This window comes from Streptomyces sp. NBC_00513 (genome assembly GCF_041431415.1).
Lineage (GTDB): Bacteria > Actinomycetota > Actinomycetes > Streptomycetales > Streptomycetaceae > Streptomyces.
This window is the reverse complement of the sequence record NZ_CP107845.1, coordinates 2,493,804-2,512,260: the sequence shown is the minus strand read 5'-3', so window position 1 is coordinate 2,512,260 and position 18,457 is coordinate 2,493,804. Positions and strand designations below refer to the sequence as shown.

The following is an 18,457-nucleotide window of genomic DNA, read 5'->3' as shown; positions in this document are numbered from 1 at the left end:
TGACGGGCAGGACAGGGTCGATGGACCCGGGTGGGGTCCGCGTTGACTGTAAAGCGCTGATCGATGATCGATCAAATAAAAGTGACAATTAAATGTCCAAGGGGCGAAAGTCGGCACCGGGTGCCATGGCTCAAGGCACCCGGTGCCGGTGGTCTCGCGTCGTGGAACCAGTACAGGTCGACGCGCCGGCGGCTCCCTGGAGAGCCGCTCGAAACCCCAGGTCGGAAGCGGTTTCAGCAGTCTTGCCGAAGGCGCGGGGACGTTCGTCAGGCGCGCGGCGCGCAGCCCAGGACATGCCGCTTCACGAGCAGCCCGATGTCCGGATCCTGACCGCGGAACGCCGCCACGAGCGCCTCGTGTTCCTCCGCGTACGACTTCTGGACGGTACCGAGCCAGCGGATGGACAGGGCCGTGAACACCTCGATGCCCAGGCTCTCCCAGGTGTGCAGCAGCACGCTGTTCCCGGCCGCCCGCACCATCTCGCGGTGGAAGCCCACCGTGTGCCGCACCTGCGCCGTGCCGTCCTCGGTGCGGTCCGCCTCCCACAGGGCCGCCACGTGCGGCTCCAGCGCCGTGCAGTCGGCCGCCAGCCGGGGCGCGGCCAGCTCGGCGGCGATCTGCTCCAGACCGGCCCGGACCGGGTAGATCTCCTCCAGGTCGGCCGCGGAGAGGTTCCGTACGCGGACGCCCTTGTTCGGCGCGGACTCGATCAGCCGCAGCGTCTCCAGCTCGCGCAACGCCTCCCGTACGGGCGTTTGGCTGACCTCCAGCTCGACGGCGATCCGGCGCTCGACGATCCGCTCGCCGGGCTTCCAACGGCCGCTGACGATCCCCTCCACGATGTGCTCGCGGATCTGCTCGCGCAGCGAGTGCACGACGGGTGGGGTGATCATCGGCGCTTCATCTCCTGAGGGGCACGCAGGGCTCTGATGCGTAGACAATACGGCGGAGTAGCCCTGAGCGAGGTGTTCCGGGGCGGGGACCCCGGGTGAGGCTGGTTACAAGACCGTTCCGGCCGGCTCGCCCCACCCGGCGGGGACGCCGCCCGGACACGACGACGGCGCCCCCGCCCGGAGTGGTTCCGGACGGGGACGCCGTATCGAGCGGATGCCGCGGGGGCGTGAGCCCTACAGGCCGAGCTCGACCTCGAACTCGCCGGCTTCCAGGATGGCCTTGACGGCCGAGAGGTACCGGGCCGCGTCCGCGCCGTCCACCAGGCGGTGGTCGTAGGACAGGGTCAGGTACGTCATGTCGCGGATGCCGATGTTCGTGCCCTCGGCGGTCTCGATGACCACCGGGCGCTTGACCGTGGCACCGATGCCCAGGATGGCGACCTGGTTCGGCGGCACGATGACCGTGTCGAACAGGGCGCCGCGCGAGCCGGTGTTGCTGATGGTGAAGGTCGCGCCCGACAGCTCGTCCGGCGTGATCTTGTTGCCGCGGACCTTGGCGGCCAGGTCGGCGGTCGCCTTGGAGATGCCCGCCAGGTTGAGGTCACCGGCACCCTTGATGACCGGGGTCATCAGGCCCTTCTCGGAGTCCACGGCGATGCCGATGTTCTCCGAGTCGAAGTAGGTGATGGTGCCCTCGTCCTCGTTGATCCGGGCGTTGACGACCGCGTGGGCCTTCAGCGCCTGGGCCGCGGCCTTGACGAAGAACGGCATCGGCGAGAGCTTGACGCCCTCACGGGCCAGGAACGCGCCCTTGGCCTTCTCGCGCAGCTTCATGATCTTGGTGATGTCCACCTCGACCACGGAGCTGAGCTGCGCCTGCGAGTGCAGGGCCTTCATCATGTTGTCGCCGATGACCTTGCGCATGCGGGTCATCTTGACGGTCTGGCCACGCAGCTCGGACACCGCGGCCGGAGCCTTGGCGGCCGGAGCGGCAGCGGCGGCTGCCGGCGCCGGAGCGGCGGCGGCGGCCTTGGCGGCCTCGGCGGCGGCCAGGACGTCCTGCTTGCGGATACGGCCACCGACACCGGAGCCCGAGACCGAGGACAGGTCGACGCCGGACTCCGAGGCGAGCTTGCGCACCAGCGGGGTCACGTACGCGCCCTCGTCACCGGCCGAGGCCGGAGCGGCGGGAGCGGCCGGGGCCACGGGAGCCGCGGCGGCCGGAGCCTGAGCGGCCGGAGCGGCCTGCGCCGGAGCGGCGGCCGGAGCCGCCACGGGAGCCGGAGCGGCAGCCGCGGGAGCGGCCTGGACCGGAGCCGGGGCGGCGGCCGGAGCGGCAGCCTCCACCGGAGCCGGGGCGGCGGCGGGAGCGGCGGCCTCGGCCGGAGCCGGGGCGGCCTCGGCCGGAGCAGCCGCGGGAGCCGCGCCGGCGACACCGATGACGGCCAGGCGAGCGCCGACCTCGGCGGTCTCGTCCTCGCCGACCAGGATCTCCAGCAGGGTGCCGGAGACCGGGGCGGGGATCTCGGTGTCGACCTTGTCGGTCGAGACCTCCAGCAGCGGCTCGTCGGCCTCGACCGACTCGCCGACCTGCTTCAGCCAGCGGGTGACGGTGCCCTCGGTGACGCTCTCGCCCAGGGCGGGGAGGGTGACGTCCGTACCGGACGCGGCAGGCGCGGCGGCGGGTGCCTCGGCGGCCGGGGCCTCGGCGGCGGGAGCCTCGGCAGCCGGAGCCGCCTCGGCGGGGGCCTCGGCCGGAGCCTCGGCGGGTGCCTCGGCGGTGACCGTCTCGGCCTCGGCCGGGGCCGGGGCGCCCGAGCCGTCGTCGATGACGGCCAGCTCGGCGCCGACCTCGACGGTCTCGTCCTCGGCGACCTTGATGGAGGCCAGGATGCCGGACACGGGCGACGGGATCTCGGTGTCGACCTTGTCGGTCGATACCTCGAGCAACGGCTCGTCGGCCTCGACGCGCTCGCCCTCGGCCTTCAGCCAACGGGTGACAGTGCCCTCGGTGACGCTCTCACCGAGCGCCGGAAGGGTTACGGAAACCGACATGGTTTCAGTTGCTCCTAACGGTGGGGTCTCCCCCAGCTCGAGCGGAGTCGAGAGCTTGGGGAAGTACGGAAGTGGTCGTCGCGCCCGTGACGATTAGTCGTGGGAGTGAAGCGGCTTGCCGGCAAGGGCCAGGTGGGCCTCGCCGAGCGCTTCGTTCTGGGTCGGGTGCGCGTGGATGAGCTGCGCGACCTCGGCCGGCAGAGCTTCCCAGTTGTAGATCAACTGGGCTTCGCCGACCTGCTCGCCCATCCGGTCACCGACCATGTGGACGCCGACCACGGCACCGTCCTTGACCTGGACGAGCTTGATCTCGCCCGCGGTCTTGAGGATCTTGCTCTTGCCGTTGCCCGCCAGGTTGTACTTCAGGGCCACGACCTTGTCCGCCCCGTAGATCTCCTTGGCCTTGGCCTCGGTGATGCCGACGGAGGCGACCTCGGGGTGGCAGTACGTGACGCGCGGCACACCGTCGTAGTCGATCGGGACGGCCTTGAGGCCGGCCAGACGCTCGGCGACGAGGATGCCCTCGGCGAAGCCGACGTGTGCGAGCTGCAGGGTCGGGACGAGGTCACCGACGGCCGAGATGCTCGGCACGTTGGTCTGCATGTACTCGTCGACCAGGACGTAGCCGCGGTCCATCGCGACGCCCTGCTCCTCGTAACCCAGACCCTGCGAGACCGGGCCGCGGCCGATCGCGACCAGCAGCACCTCCGCCTCGAAGGTCTTGCCGTCGGCGAGGGTGACGCGGACACCGTTCTCGGTGTACTCGGCCTTCTCGAAGAAGGTGCCGAGGTTGAACTTGATGCCGCGCTTGCGGAACGCGCGCTCAAGAAGCTTGGAGCTGTTCTCGTCCTCTACCGGCACGAGGTGCTTGAGACCCTCGATGACGGTGACGTCGGTGCCGAAGGACTTCCACGCCGAGGCGAACTCGACGCCGATGACGCCGCCGCCCAGGATGATCGCGGACTCGGGCACGCGGTCCAGGACGAGCGCGTGGTCCGAGGAGATGATGCGGTTTCCGTCGATGTCCAGGCCCGGCAGCGACTTCGGCACGGAGCCGGTCGCCAGCAGGACGTGGCGGCCCTGGATGGTGCGGCCGTCGACGTCGACGGAGGTCGGCGAGGAGAGGCGGCCCTCACCCTCGATGTAGGTCACCTTGCGCGAGGCGACGAGACCCTGGAGACCCTTGTACAGGCCCGAGATGACGTCGTCCTTGTACTTGTGCACACCCGCGATGTCGATGCCCTCGAAGGAGGCCTTGACACCGAACTGGGCGGCTTCGCGCGCCTGGTCCGCGATCTCACCGGCGTGCAGCAGTGCCTTCGTGGGGATGCAGCCGTTGTGCAGGCAGGTGCCGCCGAGCTTGTTCTTCTCGATCAGCGCAACGTCGAGACCCAGCTGGGATGCGCGCAGCGCCGCGGCGTAACCGCCACTGCCACCGCCGAGGATCACTAGGTCGAAAACGGTGCTGGCGTCGTTCGCCACGTCACGTCCTCCATGCATGTGCGCCGGGCACCGGTCCTCTGTGACCGGGGCGGCGGCTGGTAATCGGCCGCTTGTTTCTTCGGCCCTGTGGTGGGGGCCCTGTCCTGCCGAGAACCCATCTTCGCATTTGTCGGGGGAACGCGGGACGCCGGGCCCCGGCTCTGGACCGTCGTTCCGCCCGAACCGGGGGTTACCACTGCGTAGAAACCTACTGATCCTCGAGGTTTCGTCCAGGGCGAACGCGCCCCGGGACCCCGACCGGGGTCCCGGGGCGCGTTCCGTCCCACCTGGCGAGACGGATCGCGGTCGCGTCAGCCCAGGTCGCCCGTGGCGGTGCGCTCGGCCAGCCGCACCAGGGTGCGCACGGCCGAGCCGGTGCCGCCCTTGGGGGTGTAGCCGTACGGGGCGCCCTCGTGGAAGGCGGGGCCCGCGATGTCGAGGTGGGCCCAGGTGATGCCCTCGCCGACGAACTCCTGGAGGAAGAGGCCGGCCACCAGGCCGCCGCCCATGCGGACACCCATGTTGGCGATGTCGGCGGTGGGGGAGTCCATGGTCTTGCGCAGGTCCGCGGGGAGCGGCATCGGCCAGGAGGCCTCGCCGACCTCCTCGGCGATCTCGTGGATCGAGGTGCGGAAGGCGTCGTCGTTGGCCATCACGGCGAAGGTCCGGTCACCCAGGGCCAGCACCATGGCGCCGGTCAGGGTGGCGACGTCGACGATCGCGTCCGGGTTCTCCTCGGAGGCCTTGGTCAGCGCGTCGCCCAGGACGAGACGGCCCTCGGCGTCGGTGTTGAGGACCTCGACGGTCTTGCCGCTGTACATGCGCAGCACGTCGCCGGGCTTGGTGGCGGAGCCGGACGGCATGTTCTCGGCGAGCGCGAGCCAGCCGGTGACGTTGACCTGGAGGCCCAGCTTGGCGGCCGCGACGACGGCGGCGAACACGGCGGCGGCGCCGGCCATGTCGCACTTCATCGTCTCGTTGTGACCGGCCGGCTTCAGGGAGATGCCGCCCGAGTCGTAGGTGATGCCCTTGCCGACGAAGGCGAGGGTCTTCGCCGCCTTGGAGTGGGTGTAGCTGAGCTTCACCAGGCGCGGCGGGTTCTCGGAGCCCTTGCCGACGCCCATGATGCCGCCGAAGCCACCCTTGACGAGGGCCTTCTCGTCCAGCACCTGGACCTTGATGCCGTTCTCCTTCGCGGCCGCGGACGCGACGGCGGCGAAGGCCTCGGGGGTGAGGTCGTTCGGCGGGGTGTTGACCAGGTCACGCGCGATGTTGACCTCGGTCGCGACGACGATGGCGCGCTCGGCCGCGGCCTTGTGCTCCTTGTCGCGCGGCTTGGCGCCGAGCAGGGCGATCTCGGCGAGGGGCTGCTTGGGGCCCTCGCCCTTGGCGGCCTTCTTCTCGCCGCCCTGGTAGACGGTGAAGGCGTACGCGCCGAGCAGCGCGCCCTCGGCGACCGCGGTGACGGCGGAGGCGTCGTCGAGGGGAAGCGCGAAGGCGGCCTTCTTCACGCCGTGCAGGGCGCGGGCGGCGGATCCGGCGGCGCGGCGCAGCGCCTCCTCGTCGTAGGACTCGTCCTGCTCCGGTACGGAGCCCAGACCGACCGCCAGCACGACCGGGACCTTGAGGCCGGTGGGCGCGGGCAGCTTGGTGATCTCGCCTTCCGCGCCCGAGGCGCCGAGCGCGTCAAGCACGGTGGCGAGCTTTCCGCCGAACGCCTTGTCCACGGCCTCGGCGCCTGCGGCGACCACGGGGCCCTTGGCGCCCTTCGCCACGCCGACCACGAGGGCGTCGGCGCGCAACGTCGCGGCGCCGGCAGTGCTGAGAGTCAGAGCAGTCACGGTGGTGAAGTCTCGCTTCCGTTTGTGTATGTGGGCGCTGCGGTCGCGTCGGGGTCGCCGGCCGCTCCGCAGCGATCGTATTCCGGCTCGACGGCCGCCGGAAACGAGCCTACGCCGACGCACTCGTCGTACGTCACTCGAAGGTTTGGCAAGTTGTTCGATCAGGACGCCGACAGGTTCACCCATCTGTGGCCTCTGTTCCAGGTTTGCCCTTTAGACCTGACGGGGTCCGAGAGAGTGATGCCGCTCTCGCAAGGGGACGCGGGGTCCCTTTGCATGATTTCCACAGAGCCTCCCCGGCGCGGCCGAACGCCATGCGGCCCAAGTCGTCGGGAGGCCTGCGGGGGGAAGGCCGAAATGGTCAACAAGAACCGGATGAACAGGGTCGCCGCGGCGATGGCCGCCGCGACCCTGATGTCCGTGGCAGTACCCGCGGCGTCCGCCGAGGCGGCCGCCGTGACACCGCGCATCGACCTCAGGGTGCTGGTCGTCGACGACGGCGGCAGCTCGGTCGAGGCGATCACCGCCGAACTCCGCGACACCGGAGTCCCGTACACCCGTGTCGACCTGGGCAGCGGCAGCCGCCCGGTGATCAACGCCGCCTACCTGAGCGACACGGTCGACGGCCGTCCGCGCGCCAAGTTCCAGGGCGTGGTGCTGCCCAACGAGAACCCCTTCGGCGCGGGTTCGGCCGAGATGACGGCGCTCGCCGCGTACGAGACGACGTACGGGATCCGCCAGGTCGACGCCTACACCTGGTCGCACCCGGGCGTCGGACTGGAGTACACCGACAACGGCGGTTACAGCGGCACGCTCGACGGCACCCAGGCCGCCGTCACCGCCGCCGGCAAGACGGGCCCCTTCGGCTACCTCGGCGGTCAGGTCACCTTCGAGGACAACTCGCCCCTGGTACCCGAGAGCTACGGGTTCATGGGCAAGCCGCGCACCGGCTACACCAGCTACCTCGACGCGCCCGTCGGCTCCGGGCGGGCCTCGCTCGTCGGCGAGTACGCCCACGACGGGCGCAGCGAACTGGTCGTCACCTTCGGCTACAACCAGTACCAGCAGCAGTTCCGGCTGCTGGCCCGGGGCATCGTCGAATGGCTCACCCAGGGCGTCCACCTCGGCCAGGAGCGCAACTACTTCGCGGTCCACGTCGACGACGTCTTCGCCCCGGACGCCCGCTGGAGCAAGGAGCTCAACTGCACGCCCGGCGACTACGCCTGCGCGGGCGGCGAGGGCCAGGAGAGCACCATCCGGATGACCGCCGCCGACGCCCAGTACGCGGCGCAGTGGCAGACCTCCAAGAACTTCAAGCTCGACATGCTCTTCAACGCGGGCGCGGGCGAGGAGTGGAAGACCGAACACGGCGGCGTCGACGCCATGACCGCCCAACTGGTGGCGGACCGGGCCAAGTACCGCTGGATGAACCACACGTACACGCACCCGTTCCTCGGCTGTGTGCAGGACACCACCACCTCCCCCTGGACCTGCAAGAAGAACGCCCAGGGCGTGATCCAGTACATGAGCCGCGCCGAGATCTCGGCGCAGATCCGCGACAACAACAACTGGGCGGCCGCCAAGGGCATCACCACCGACCGCACCGAGCTCGTCACCGGCGAGCACTCCGGCCTCAAGACGGCCCCGCAGCAGCCCGTGGACAACCCCAACCTGGCGGGCGCGCTCGCCGACAACGGGGTCAAGTGGGCGGGCAGCGACAACTCCCGCGAGCCGGCGCAGCGCGCGGTCGGCGGCGCCCTGACCGTTCCGCGCCACCCGATGAACGTGTACTACAACACGGGCACCAACGCGGAGATGGCCGACGAGTACAACTGGATCTACACCAGTCGTGCCGACGGCGGCAGCGGCGCCTGCGAGGACAACCCGGCGACCTCCACCTGTCTGCCGGCCCCGCTCGACGTCACCACCGGCTACACGAACCACATCGTCCCGCAGGAGGCCCGGACGGCCCTGCGCCACGTGCTGGCCAACGATCCCCGGCCGCACTACGTCCACCAGTCCAACCTGGCCGAGGACCGCACCCTGTACCCGGTGCTCAACCAGGTCCTCGACACCTACCGCACGCTGTACGCGCCCAGCGCGCCCATCGTGAACCAGACCATGAAGGACACCGGCGTCGAGATGACCCGTCGCGCCGCCTGGGACAAGGCCGTCGCGAACAACCAGGTCACCGCCTACCGCATCGGCAAGGACGTCACCGTCAAGGCGCCCTCCGGAGTGGTCGCCCCGATCACCGCGCCGAACGGGACCAAGAAGCAGCTGCTGCTCGGCACCGCCGACTTCGGCACCGCGTACGCCGGCACCCGCTCGGCGTGGACGGGCCCGGAGCTGCTCCAGTCCGCGGTCACGCTGAAGCTGCTCTGACCTCCCCCCGGCCTCCGTCAGGCCGGCCGTTCCACCGCACGCGCACGCGCACACGCATCACCCAGCGCCGGCGCTCCGCGAACCACGGGCGCCGGCCCCTTTTCCGTCCTGGGGGGACACACCGCATGAGCCATGGGCGTCATGTCACCATGCTCACCGAAGGCACCTATCCACACGTCCACGGGGGCGTCAGCACCTGGTGCGACCAACTGGTCCGCGGCATGCCGGAGGTCGACTTCAACGTCATAGCCCTGACCGGCTCCGGACGCGAGCCGGTCACCTGGGAACTGCCGCGCAACGTCTACCGGCACACCGCCGTACCGCTCTGGGGCCCTCCGTCGGCCCGGCGACTGCGGTCGACACTGCGCGGCAGGGCCCTCCGAGGTTTCACCGAGACGTACGAGACGTTCCTGCTCTCCCTGCTCGACCCGCGGCACGGCGGATTCTCGCGATCCCTGCGCGAACTGGCCCTGCTGGCCCGCGCCGGCAAGCTCGCGCCGGCCCTGCGCTCCGAGTCCGTACTGCGCCTGCTGATGGCCGTCTGGACCCGCCCCGGCCTCGTCACCGCCGAGGCCGCGCCCACCATCCACGACGCGCTCACCGCCACCGACCTGCTGGAACACGCGCTGCGCCCGCTGTCCGTGCGGATCCCGCCCGACAGCGTCGCCCACGCCGTCAGCAGCGGCCTCGCCACCCTTCCGGCCCTCGCCGCCAAATACCTCGACCAGGTGCCCTTCCTCCTCACCGAGCACGGCATCTACCTGCGCGAGCGCTACCTGGGCTACCGCACCGCCGAACAGCGCTGGCCCGTGAAGGCGTTGATGCTCGGCTTCTACCGCGAGCTCAACACCGAGGGCTACCGGCAGGCCGACCTGATCACCCCCTGCAACCAGTACAACCGTCGCTGGGAGGAGCGCGGCGGCGCCGCATCCGACCGCATCCGCACCGTCTACAACGGCGTCGACCCGCACGCCTTCCCCGAGGCCGGCCCCGAACCCGAGGTCCCCACCCTCAGCTGGTGCGGCCGCATCGACCCGATCAAGGACCTCGAAACCCTCATCCGCGCGTACGCGTTCATGCGCGAGGAACTCCCCGCCCTGCGGCTGCGCCTCTTCGGGCCGGTCCCGGCGGGCTGCGAGGACTACAAGCTCCGCCTGGAGAAGCTCGCCGCCGAACTCGGCGTCGGCGACGGCATCACCTACGAGGGCCGGATCGACCAGGTCGCGAGGGCCTACGCCGCCGGCAGCGTCGTGATGCTCTCCTCCATCAGCGAGGGCTTCCCCTTCAGCATCATCGAGGCCATGTCCTGCGGCCGCACCACGGTCTCCACCGACGTGGGAGGCGTACGCGAGGCCGTCGGGGACACCGGTCTCGTCGTCCCGCCCCGCGAGCCCGAGACCATGGCCCGCGCCACCCTCGCCCTGCTCCGCGACGACGAACGGCGCGCCGAACTCGGCCGGATGTCGCGCAGGCGGGTGGTCGAGAAGTTCACCCTCCACCAGTCCGTCGACGGCTTCCGGCACATCTACCGGGAACTCGCCGGCCAACCCCTGCTGCCCGTCCACCCGGGCGACGACTGGACCCAGCGGCTCGCGGACCCCTGGTACAAGGAGCTCGCCGCCGACGGGAGCCTGTGGTGAGCGGTTCCCTCTGGCTGAAGGTCCCGGGCGGCAACACGCTGCCCGCCGTCCCGCGACCCCGACGGACGGTTCCCCCGGCCGCCGACCCGATGGACGAACTCACCGAGCGCCTCGACGTGTTCATCGCCGCCGCCGTCCACCCGGACGAGATAGCGGCCATCCTCGAATCCGACGGGATGACCGACGAGTACATCCGGCTCACCTACGGCCGCCACGACTCCTTCGCGCTCGCCGAGGAGCTGTACACCCGGGTGCCCCGCTCCTTCCCGGAGCCCGAGGGCGCCCCCGACCCCTGGAAGGTCTCGCTCACCGCCTGCCTGCTCCGCGGTGTGATCTTCGCCCTGCCCGGCCTGGCCTACCTGCTCGGCGCACCCCTGCTGGAGGGCCCCCAGGACCGGCTGGGGCTGCCCGCCGGGACGCTGACCCTGCTCGCCGGGGCACTGATCGGGTGGGTCTGGGACCAGACCCTGTCCCACCGGGCCTACTCCTGGCTCGGCCTCGGCGACCGTGCCGCCGCCGGGCGGACCCTGCTCGCCGGGGCCCCCGCCGGGGCGCTGCTGGGCACCGCCGCCGCGCTGGCGGTGCCCGGCGGCCCGCCGTTCTCGTACGCGTTCGCCGCCGGACAGGCCCTGTACGTCGGAGCCGCCACCGTCCTGCTGGTCCTCGGCCGGGAGCGGATGCTGATCGCCGCGCTCGCGCCGATGGCCGGGGGCGCGGTGCTGTCCCTCTTCGTGGACCTGCCCGTACCCGTGCGCGTCACCCTGCTCGTGGTGTCGCTGCTGGCCGCCTGCGCCCTCGCCGTCCGGGAACTCCCGCTGGCCGAGGGCGTGCGGACCACCGTGCGCCGCGTCCGGGGCTGGTCCCGGCGCGGCCCGGGGGAGGGCCCGGTGCGCTGGCGGATGCTGCGCGGGGCCGAGGAGGAGTACCGGCCGCGCGGACCCCGGCTCGGGGACTCCGTGCCGTACGGGGTGTTCGGCCTCGGCACCGGCCTGCTCGTGCTGTACGCCGCCCTCGGCGAGGTGCTGGCCGGAGGCCCCGCCGAGGCCGTCGCCGCGCCCTCCGCGGTGGCCCTCACCCTCAGCATGGGCCCCGCCGAATGGCTGCTCCACCGGTTCCGCAGCGGCAGCCTCGCCGGGCTGCGGGCCGCCCGCTCGCCCCGGGCGTTCCGACACCGGATGCTCGGCACGCTGACCCGGTGCCTCGCCTCCTACCTGGTGGTGCTGCTCGCCCTGGGCGTCGTCGGGACCCTGCTGTGGCCCGGAGCCCCCGCGCCGACCGGCCTGCGCGTCGCGACGCTGCTGCTGCTCGGCGCCGTGATGTGGACCGGGCTGCTGCTCCAGTCGTTCGGCGCGGTCCGCCCCGCCGCGATGGTCTGCGCCTCGGCCGCCGTCGCCCAGAGCCTGGCCCTGCTCCTCGGGACCGGGCAGCCGCGGCTCGTCCAACTGGTCGTGGCGGGCACGGCGGCCGCCGCCCTGGCCGCCATGGTCTGCCTGTTCCTGGGTCGGGCCACGGCCCACCGCTGACGCACGTGCCCCCGTACCCGACGGACATGAAGAAGGACCACATGCTGCTGGTGCCCCTCTACGAGCACCCCGCCGACCAGCCCGAGGCCTGGGAGCTGCTGATCCGCTCCGCGGGCCGCCTGCACTCGGTGGTGCTCAACCCCGACAGCGGGCCGGGCGACGCCCCCGACGAACGGTTCGCCGCCGTCGCCGCACGGCTGCGCGAAGCCGGGGTGCCCGTCCTGGGTTACGCCGACACCGACTACGGGCGGCGCCCGCACGCGGCCGTCGTCCAGGACCTGTTGCGCCACCGCGACTGGTACGACACCGACGGGGCCTTCCTCGACCAGGCCTCCGCCGACCCCGAACTGCTGGCCCACTACGGTCGGCTCGGGGTCGCCGCCCGGGCCGCGGGCGCCCGCACGGTCGTCCTCAACCACGGCGTCCACCCGCACCCCGGGTACGCCGAACTCGCGGACCTGCTGGTCACCTTCGAGGGGCCCTGGGACGCCTACCGGGACGCGGCGGCCGTGCCCGCCTGGACCGCCGACCACCCCGCGGGACGGTTCTGCCACCTGGTGTACGCCGTCCCGCCGGGCGCGCCCACCGCCGAACTCGCCCGGGAGCGGGGGGCCGCCGTGCACTGCGCGGTTCCCGGAACCGGCGCGCACCCGTGGGGCACCCTCCCGTACGCCCTGGAGGCCACCGCGTGAACCGCCGTCCGCCGCGGTGGTCCCTGCCGGTCCTCGCCCCCCTGCTGCTGCTCGCCGCGTGCACCACCGTGCCGGAGCCGGACGACGTCTCGCCCGACCCGGCGCCGGGGCAGCGCTGGCAGCCCGAGCCGGGGGTCAGCTGGCAGTGGCAGCTCTCGGGCAGGCTCGACACCTCGGTGAAGGCGGCCGTGTACGACGTCGACGGGTTCACCACGACCAAGGAGCAGGTCGCCGACCTGAAGAAGGCCGGACGCAAGACGATCTGCTACCTCTCCACCGGGGCCTGGGAGGACTTCCGCCCGGACGCCGACGACTTCCCGAAGTCGATGCTCGGCAAGGGCAACGGCTGGGAGGGCGAACGCTGGTTGGACATCCGGCGCCTCAAGGAGCTGGAACCGCTGATGGCCAAGCGCGTCGACATGTGCCGGGGCAAGGGCTTCGACGCGGTGGAGCCCGACAACATGGACGGCTACGCCAACACCTCGGGCTTCCCGCTGACCGGCGACGACCAGTTGAGGTACAACCGGCTGATCGCCCGGCTGGCCCACGACCGGGGCCTGTCGGTCGGCCTGAAGAACGACCTGGACCAGATCCCCCAACTCGTCGGGAACTTCGACTTCGCGGTCAACGAGCAGTGCATGGAACACGACGAGTGCGACCGGTACGCGCCGTTCACCGACGCGGGCAAGGCCGTCTTCCACGTCGAGTACGAGGGTCGGGTGGGCGAGTGGTGCGCCCGCTCGCAGGAGGCGAAGCTCAGCTCGCTCCAGAAGAAGTACGACCTGGGTGCCTGGCGCAGGGTCTGCCCCCGCTCCGGCACCCCCTGAGGGAACCGGAGCGGGCTAGGAGACCGGCAGGATGGCGTGGACCCGGTATCCGCCGCCGTACCGGGGGCCCGCGAAGCAGGACCCGCCCAGCGCGCCCGCCCGCTCGCGCATCCCGAGCAGCCCGTGGCCGCCACCCGGATCGGCCGGTTCCGGGGCCGGGTCGGCGGAGGTGCCCCCGTCGTCGAGGACGGTCACCTCCACCGAGGCCCCGACCCGGACCACGCTCACCTCGGCACTGGCTCCCGGGCCCGCGTGCTTGCGCACGTTGGTCAGTGCCTCCTGGATCACCCGGTACGCGGCCAGGTCCACGGCGGCCGGCAGCGCGGAATCGTCCCGCCCCAACTGCACGATGACCTCGACCGGCAGCCCGGCGTGCCGGAAGGTGTCCGTCAGCTCGTCCAGCACGGCCAGCCCCGGCGCGGGCTCGGTCGGCGCCTCCGGGTCGCCGGACTGGCGCAGCAGCCCGACCGTGGCACGGAGCTCGTTCAACGCCGAGCGGCTGGCGTCCCGTACGTGGGCCAGCGCCTCCTTGGCCTGGTCGGGGCGCTTGTCCATCACGTGCGCGGCCACCCCCGCCTGCACGTTGACGAGGGCGATGTGGTGGGCGACCACGTCGTGCAGGTCCCGGGCGATCCGCAGCCGCTCCTCGGCGACCCGGCGCCTGGCCTCCTCGTCACGGGTCCGCTCGGCTCGCTCGGCCCGTTCCCGGATGGCGTCGACGAAGGCGCGTCGACTGCGCACGGCGTCGCCGGCGGCGGCGGCCATGCCGGTCCAGGCGAAGATCCCGAGGTTCTCCTGCGCGTACCAGGGCAGTGGTCCCGCCAGCATGGCGACGCCGGTCAGCCCCGTCATGGTGAGCAGCCCGATCCGCCAGGTGGTGGGCCGGTCGGTGCGGGCGGCCAGCGTGTACAGGGCGATCACCGCGCACATCACGACGGGTGCCCGGGGCTCCCCGGTGGTCAGCTCCAGCAGGGACAGCGCGCAGGTCACGGCGAGCACGGCACGGGTGTGCCGGCGCCGGAACACGAGGGCGGCGGCGCCCAGGAGCATCAGCAGGAGCGAGAAGGGGTCGGGGGTGCGGGTGCCGAAGGTGGGCCCGTGCGGCCCGCGGGGATCGGCGAACGATCCGACGACCATGGAGACGAGCGCCCCGAGCGCGAGCACGGCGTCGGTGGCGAGCGGATGGGCCCGCATCCACTGCCGGGTGGGGGCGAAGGGCCCGAGGTGTGTCGTCACCCCGTTACGGTACGGCCTGCCCGCGAGGCGCAGGACGGAGGCGGAGGCGTCACGCCCCCGGCGGTGCGCTCGACGCGGGCGGCGGGCGTTGCCCCAGCGGGGCCCGGGAGCGCCGCGGCCCCCACTTCGCGCGCAGCACGCACACCACCATGACGGCGGCGATGGCGGCCAGGTGCTCCTTGCCCGCCAGATTGTCCTTGATCAGCACCTCGCCGATCATCACCAGGATCACCAGGGCGCCGGTGAGGTGGGCGCGGTAGCGCCAGCAGACGTAGATCGCGAGTCCCACGACCGCCGCCGACGGCCCGGTGTCGTTGACGACGCGGTCGGACACCGGCAGACCGAAGGGGTGGTCGGGGCCCAGCGAGAGACCGATCCGGGCGTACGTGGTGCCGGCGAGGGTGGCCACGTAGCCGACCACCAGGGTGCGCCACCAGCCGACGCAGATCTCCGAGATCCCGAAGACCAGCAGGATCTGCGCGAGCGCCCCCCACACCGGCAGGTCGAGCGCCGGTACGAACAGGGACAGGGGCGTGCGCAACAGCGCCAGCCAGAGCGGGTCGACGGCCTTGACCGAACCGAGGTCCTGCACCGGCTGGAAGCCCCATGAGGTGTTCTGGACGATCTGGAAGACCGAGGTCAGACAGACCGCGCCGAGGGTCATCGGGATCGCCCGCCACTTCTCGCGGGCGAGCGAGTCCCGGATCGTCCAGAACAGGGGCCCCCACTCGCGGCGGGCGAACCGCCGCAGTGAGGAGTTCGTCAACGCTTGGTCTCCAGGTGTCTGCGGTGCATCCACTTCGGCAGGCCGGGAGCTTCGAGGAAGCCCTCCGCCCGGCCCGCCGCGACACCGATCCGCAGCAGGTCCGAACTCTTCTCGAAGAGCATGAACCGCGGTTCCCAGATCGGCCGGTATTTGGCGTTGGCCCGGTAGAGGGACTCGATCTGCCACCAGCGCGAGAAGAAGCTCAGCAACGAGCGCCACATCCGCAGCACCGGACCGGCGCCGAGCTTCGATCCCCGCTCGAAGACGGAGCGGAACATCGCGAAGTTCAGTGAGACCTGTGTGACGCCGATCTCCTTTGACCGCTCCAGGAGTTCGATGACCATGAACTCCATCAGACCGTTCTCCGAGTCCCGGTCGCGGCGCATCAGGTCGAGCGACAGACCCTTGGGTCCCCACGGCACGAAGGACAGCACGGCACGCAGTTCACCGTTGCCGTCGAAGCACTCCAGCATCACGCACTGGCCGTCGTCGGGGTCGCCCAACCGGCCCAGTGCCATCGAGAAGCCGCGCTCGGTCGCGCCGTCGCGCCAGTCGTCGGCGCGGACGAGGAGTACGTCCATCTCCTCGGTCGGGATGTCGGAGTGCCGGCGGATCCGCACCGTGTACCCGGCGCGCTTGACCCGGTTGTAGGCCTGCCGGACGGTCCGCATGGCGCGGCCCTCCAGCGTGAACTCGGCGGTCTCGACGATGGCCTCGTCGCCCAGTTCCAGCGCGTCCAGGCCGTGCCGGGCGTAGATCTGCCCGGCCTCCTCGCTCGCGCCCATGACGGCCGGCACCCAGCCGTGCTCGCGGGCCTCGGCCAGCCAGGGCTCGATGGCGCCGGGCCAGGCCTCGGGGTCGCCGATCGGGTCGCCGGAGGCCAGGGACACGCCGCCGACGACGCGGTAGGTGACGGCGGCCTTGCCGGTGGGGGACCAGATGACGGACTTCTCGCGGCGCAGCGCGAAGTAGCCGAGCGAGTCACGGTCGCCCTGCTTGGCGAGCAGGGCCCGCAGCCGGTCCTCGTCCTCGGGGGTGAGCGGGTCCACGGCGCGGCGCGAGCGGAACGCGGCGAACAGCACGGCGAGGAGCAGCAGCATCGACATGACGTTGACGAAGACGTCCACCCACGCCGGCGTGGCGATCCCGTCGTAGGCCCGGTCGTTCGGCTCCAGGGTGATCAGCCGCATCGCGCCGTACTTCCAGCGGGCGAGGAAGGTGGCGTCGGCCCGGTCCGGGTCGGTGTTGGTGGCGCCGACGAGCAGGGCCGCGACCAGCGAGGTCAGCAGCAGCCCGACGGCGGCCACGGCGGTGGCCAGCTTGGGGTTGGACCGGTCGCCCTTGGCGTAGAACTCGTGGCGGCCCAGCAGCAGGGCGCCGACGAAGGCCGCGGTCAAGGCGAGCGAGACCCAGTTCTGCGCGTGGTCGCGGAACTCCGGGTAGCAGAAGTCGTAGTCCCCGCCGACGCACGGGGCGAAGGCGGCCGTGGCGAAGGCGAACAGCAGTATGCCGCTGATCACCAGGTTCAGGATCCAGGCGGCCCGTTTGCGGCGGCCCATGGTGACGGCGAGGATCAGCGAGAACAGCCCCGAGGCGAAGCCCGCCGTGAGCAGGTACGGGGTGTAGAAGTCGGCGGTGTTGTGCCGGCGCAGGTCCTGCCCCAGCGAAAGCCACACCGCGCTGAGGAAGTTCACGAAGGTGACGACGCGCAGGTACCAGATCGCGAAGGCGGCGCCGCGCCGTGACGGTTTGCTGCCCCTGCGGGCCTCCGCCTTGGCCGCGGGATCCCCCTTGCCTGTTTCCCCCCTGCCGGCGGGATCGCCGCCGGACTCTTTTCTTCCGTTTACTGCCGTTGTGGTATCTGCGCTGGTCAAGCGGACCTCTCCCATGGAAAGCGATGATATGGGGCGTCACCGTCCACGGGCGGATCGAGCGCCCCGGACTGGTCAGGCCCGTGGCGCCCGGTGAATTCAGTCCGTCGGCTCCTCCGCCGCTCGTTCCGGCAGCTCCGCAGCGAGTGCGGCGGCCGCCTGGACGAGGGGGAGGGCCAGCAAGGCCCCTGTTCCCTCGCCCACAGTGACGCCGTGGTCGAGCACGGGGTTGAGCGCCATCCTGTCCAAGGCCTTCGCCTGGCCGGGTTCGCCGCTCGCCTGGCCGGCCAACCACCAGTCCGGGGCCCGGAACGCGGCCCTCTGGGCCACCAACCCGCAGGCCGCCGAGACCAGCCCGTCGAGGATGACCGGTGTACGGCGCACCGCGCACTGGAGCAGGAAGCCGGTGATCGCGGCGACGTCCGTGCCGCCGACCTTCGCCAGCAGGGCCACCTGGTCGCCCAGGACCGGACGGGCCCGGCGCAGGGCGTCGCGGATGGCCGCGCACTTGCGCATCCAGGCCAGGTCGTCGATCGGGGCGCCCCCGCGACCGGTGACGACCGAGGCGTCCGTCCCGCACAGTGCGGCGACCAGCGTCGCGGCCACCGTGGTGCCACCGACACTGAGGTCCCCGAGCACGACGAGATCGGTTCCCGAGTCGGCCTCCTCGTCGGCGACCCGCATCCCGAGCCGCAGCGCGGCCTCGGCCTCCTCGACCGTCAACGCGTCCTCGACGTCGATCCGCCCGCTGCCGCGCCGCACCCGGTGCCGCACGATCTCCTCGGGGAGCAGCCCCGGATCGCAGTCCAGGCCGGTGTCGACGATCCGTACGCCGGCGCCGAACCGGGCCGCCAGGACGGCCACCGGGCTGGTCCCGTCGAGCACGCCCCGCACCAGCTCGTGCGCGGTGCCCGCGGTCCGCGCGGAGACCCCCTCGGCGGCGATGCCGTGGTCGGCCGCGAACAGCACGACGCGGGGCCGTTCGATCTGCCCGACCGGAACCCGCCCCTGCGCGGCGGCGAGCCACTCGCCGAGCTCGTCGAGCCGGCCCAGCGCGCCGGGCGGCACCGCCAGCCGCTCACGGCGATCCTCGGCGTCACGCCGGACGCCCCCGTCGGGGCGTTCGATCAGATCGGAGAAGTCGTCGAGATTCAGCGTGGTCATCTGCCAGAGCGTACAGCCGGTGAGGCCCTCCCCAAGCCCCTCCCGGAGCCTCGCCGTCGGTGCGCCGGGCGCGATTTCGACG

13 protein-coding genes are annotated in these 18,457 nt (G+C 71.8%); 5 read left to right on the top strand and 8 right to left on the bottom strand.

All coding sequences use genetic code 11. From position 1 onward, the window contains the following. Nucleotides 1–266 precede the first annotated feature (266 nt). The 4 genes from OHA84_RS11795 to OHA84_RS11780 form a co-directional block, all read right to left on the bottom strand. Nucleotides 267–890: a GntR family transcriptional regulator gene (locus OHA84_RS11795; protein ID WP_053676140.1), complete on the bottom strand. Its 624-nt coding sequence runs from the start codon at nucleotides 888–890 to the stop codon at nucleotides 267–269. Nucleotides 891–1,127: 237 nt separating this feature from the next. After that, on the bottom strand, nucleotides 1,128–2,948 hold the full coding sequence (gene sucB, locus OHA84_RS11790; RefSeq protein WP_266971822.1) for a 2-oxoglutarate dehydrogenase, E2 component, dihydrolipoamide succinyltransferase: 1,821 nt from the start codon (nucleotides 2,946–2,948) through the stop codon (nucleotides 1,128–1,130). Between the two features lie 93 nt (nucleotides 2,949–3,041). Beyond that, nucleotides 3,042–4,430: a dihydrolipoyl dehydrogenase gene (gene lpdA / locus OHA84_RS11785; protein WP_053676093.1), complete on the bottom strand. Its 1,389-nt coding sequence runs from the start codon at nucleotides 4,428–4,430 to the stop codon at nucleotides 3,042–3,044. 311 nt (nucleotides 4,431–4,741) lie between these two features. After that, nucleotides 4,742–6,271 (bottom strand): leucyl aminopeptidase, encoded by a 1,530-nt coding sequence (locus OHA84_RS11780; protein ID WP_053676092.1) that lies wholly within the window; start codon nucleotides 6,269–6,271, stop codon nucleotides 4,742–4,744. A gap of 357 nt (nucleotides 6,272–6,628) precedes the next feature. Between OHA84_RS11780 and OHA84_RS11775 the strand changes: the two genes are divergently transcribed. The 5 genes from OHA84_RS11775 (at nucleotide 6,629) to OHA84_RS11755 (ending at nucleotide 13,338) form a co-directional block, all read left to right on the top strand. After that, nucleotides 6,629–8,656: a hypothetical protein gene (locus OHA84_RS11775; RefSeq protein WP_266971824.1), complete on the top strand. Its 2,028-nt coding sequence runs from the start codon at nucleotides 6,629–6,631 to the stop codon at nucleotides 8,654–8,656. Nucleotides 8,657–8,781: 125 nt separating this feature from the next. Then, nucleotides 8,782–10,296: a GT4 family glycosyltransferase PelF gene (gene pelF, locus OHA84_RS11770; protein WP_266971826.1), complete on the top strand. Its 1,515-nt coding sequence runs from the start codon at nucleotides 8,782–8,784 to the stop codon at nucleotides 10,294–10,296. Continuing rightward, nucleotides 10,293–11,819: a hypothetical protein gene (locus OHA84_RS11765; protein ID WP_266971828.1), complete on the top strand. Its 1,527-nt coding sequence runs from the start codon at nucleotides 10,293–10,295 to the stop codon at nucleotides 11,817–11,819. Before pelF ends, OHA84_RS11765 begins: the two co-directional genes overlap by 4 nt. Nucleotides 11,820–11,845: 26 nt before the next feature. Further along, nucleotides 11,846–12,511, top strand: coding sequence for a spherulation-specific family 4 protein (locus tag OHA84_RS11760; protein WP_234349889.1), 666 nt, complete (start codon nucleotides 11,846–11,848; stop codon nucleotides 12,509–12,511). Then, complete coding sequence (locus OHA84_RS11755; RefSeq protein ID WP_266971830.1) at nucleotides 12,508–13,338, top strand: endo alpha-1,4 polygalactosaminidase; 831 nt, start codon at nucleotides 12,508–12,510, stop codon at nucleotides 13,336–13,338. Before OHA84_RS11760 ends, OHA84_RS11755 begins: the two co-directional genes overlap by 4 nt. Nucleotides 13,339–13,353: 15 nt before the next feature. On the opposite strand, the gene OHA84_RS11750 is transcribed toward OHA84_RS11755, so the two are convergent. The 4 genes from OHA84_RS11750 to cobT all read right to left on the bottom strand — a co-directional run bounded on the left by OHA84_RS11750 (nucleotide 13,354) and on the right by cobT (nucleotide 18,366). Beyond that, complete coding sequence (locus OHA84_RS11750; RefSeq protein ID WP_053676088.1) at nucleotides 13,354–14,532, bottom strand: sensor histidine kinase; 1,179 nt, start codon at nucleotides 14,530–14,532, stop codon at nucleotides 13,354–13,356. Nucleotides 14,533–14,623: 91 nt separating this feature from the next. Continuing rightward, the gene (locus OHA84_RS11745; protein WP_053676087.1) at nucleotides 14,624–15,340 is read right to left on the bottom strand and encodes a hypothetical protein; all 717 of its coding nucleotides are present in this window, start codon (nucleotides 15,338–15,340) and stop codon (nucleotides 14,624–14,626) included. Then, nucleotides 15,337–17,229, bottom strand: a complete 1,893-nt coding sequence (locus tag OHA84_RS11740; protein ID WP_266971832.1) for a phosphatidylglycerol lysyltransferase domain-containing protein — start codon at nucleotides 17,227–17,229, stop codon at nucleotides 15,337–15,339. Before OHA84_RS11740 ends, OHA84_RS11745 begins: the two co-directional genes overlap by 4 nt. Before the next feature lie 81 nt (nucleotides 17,230–17,310). Further along, nucleotides 17,311–18,366: a nicotinate-nucleotide--dimethylbenzimidazole phosphoribosyltransferase gene (gene cobT, locus OHA84_RS11735; protein WP_266950576.1), complete on the bottom strand. Its 1,056-nt coding sequence runs from the start codon at nucleotides 18,364–18,366 to the stop codon at nucleotides 17,311–17,313. Nucleotides 18,367–18,457: the final 91 nt, after the last annotated feature.

Bases quoted from the DNA above. Each gene is read 5' to 3' on its own strand.
- sucB (WP_266971822.1), bottom strand. From the start codon at position 2,948: ATGTCGGTTTCCGTAACCCTTCCGGCGCTCGGTGAGAGCGTCACCGAG.
- OHA84_RS11775 (WP_266971824.1), top strand. From the start codon at position 6,629: ATGGTCAACAAGAACCGGATGAACAGGGTCGCCGCGGCGATGGCCGCC.
- pelF (WP_266971826.1), top strand. From the start codon at position 8,782: ATGAGCCATGGGCGTCATGTCACCATGCTCACCGAAGGCACCTATCCA.
- OHA84_RS11760 (WP_234349889.1), top strand. From the start codon at position 11,846: ATGAAGAAGGACCACATGCTGCTGGTGCCCCTCTACGAGCACCCCGCC.
- OHA84_RS11750 (WP_053676088.1), bottom strand. From the start codon at position 14,532: ATGCGGGCCCATCCGCTCGCCACCGACGCCGTGCTCGCGCTCGGGGCG.
- OHA84_RS11740 (WP_266971832.1), bottom strand. From the start codon at position 17,229: ATGGGAGAGGTCCGCTTGACCAGCGCAGATACCACAACGGCAGTAAAC.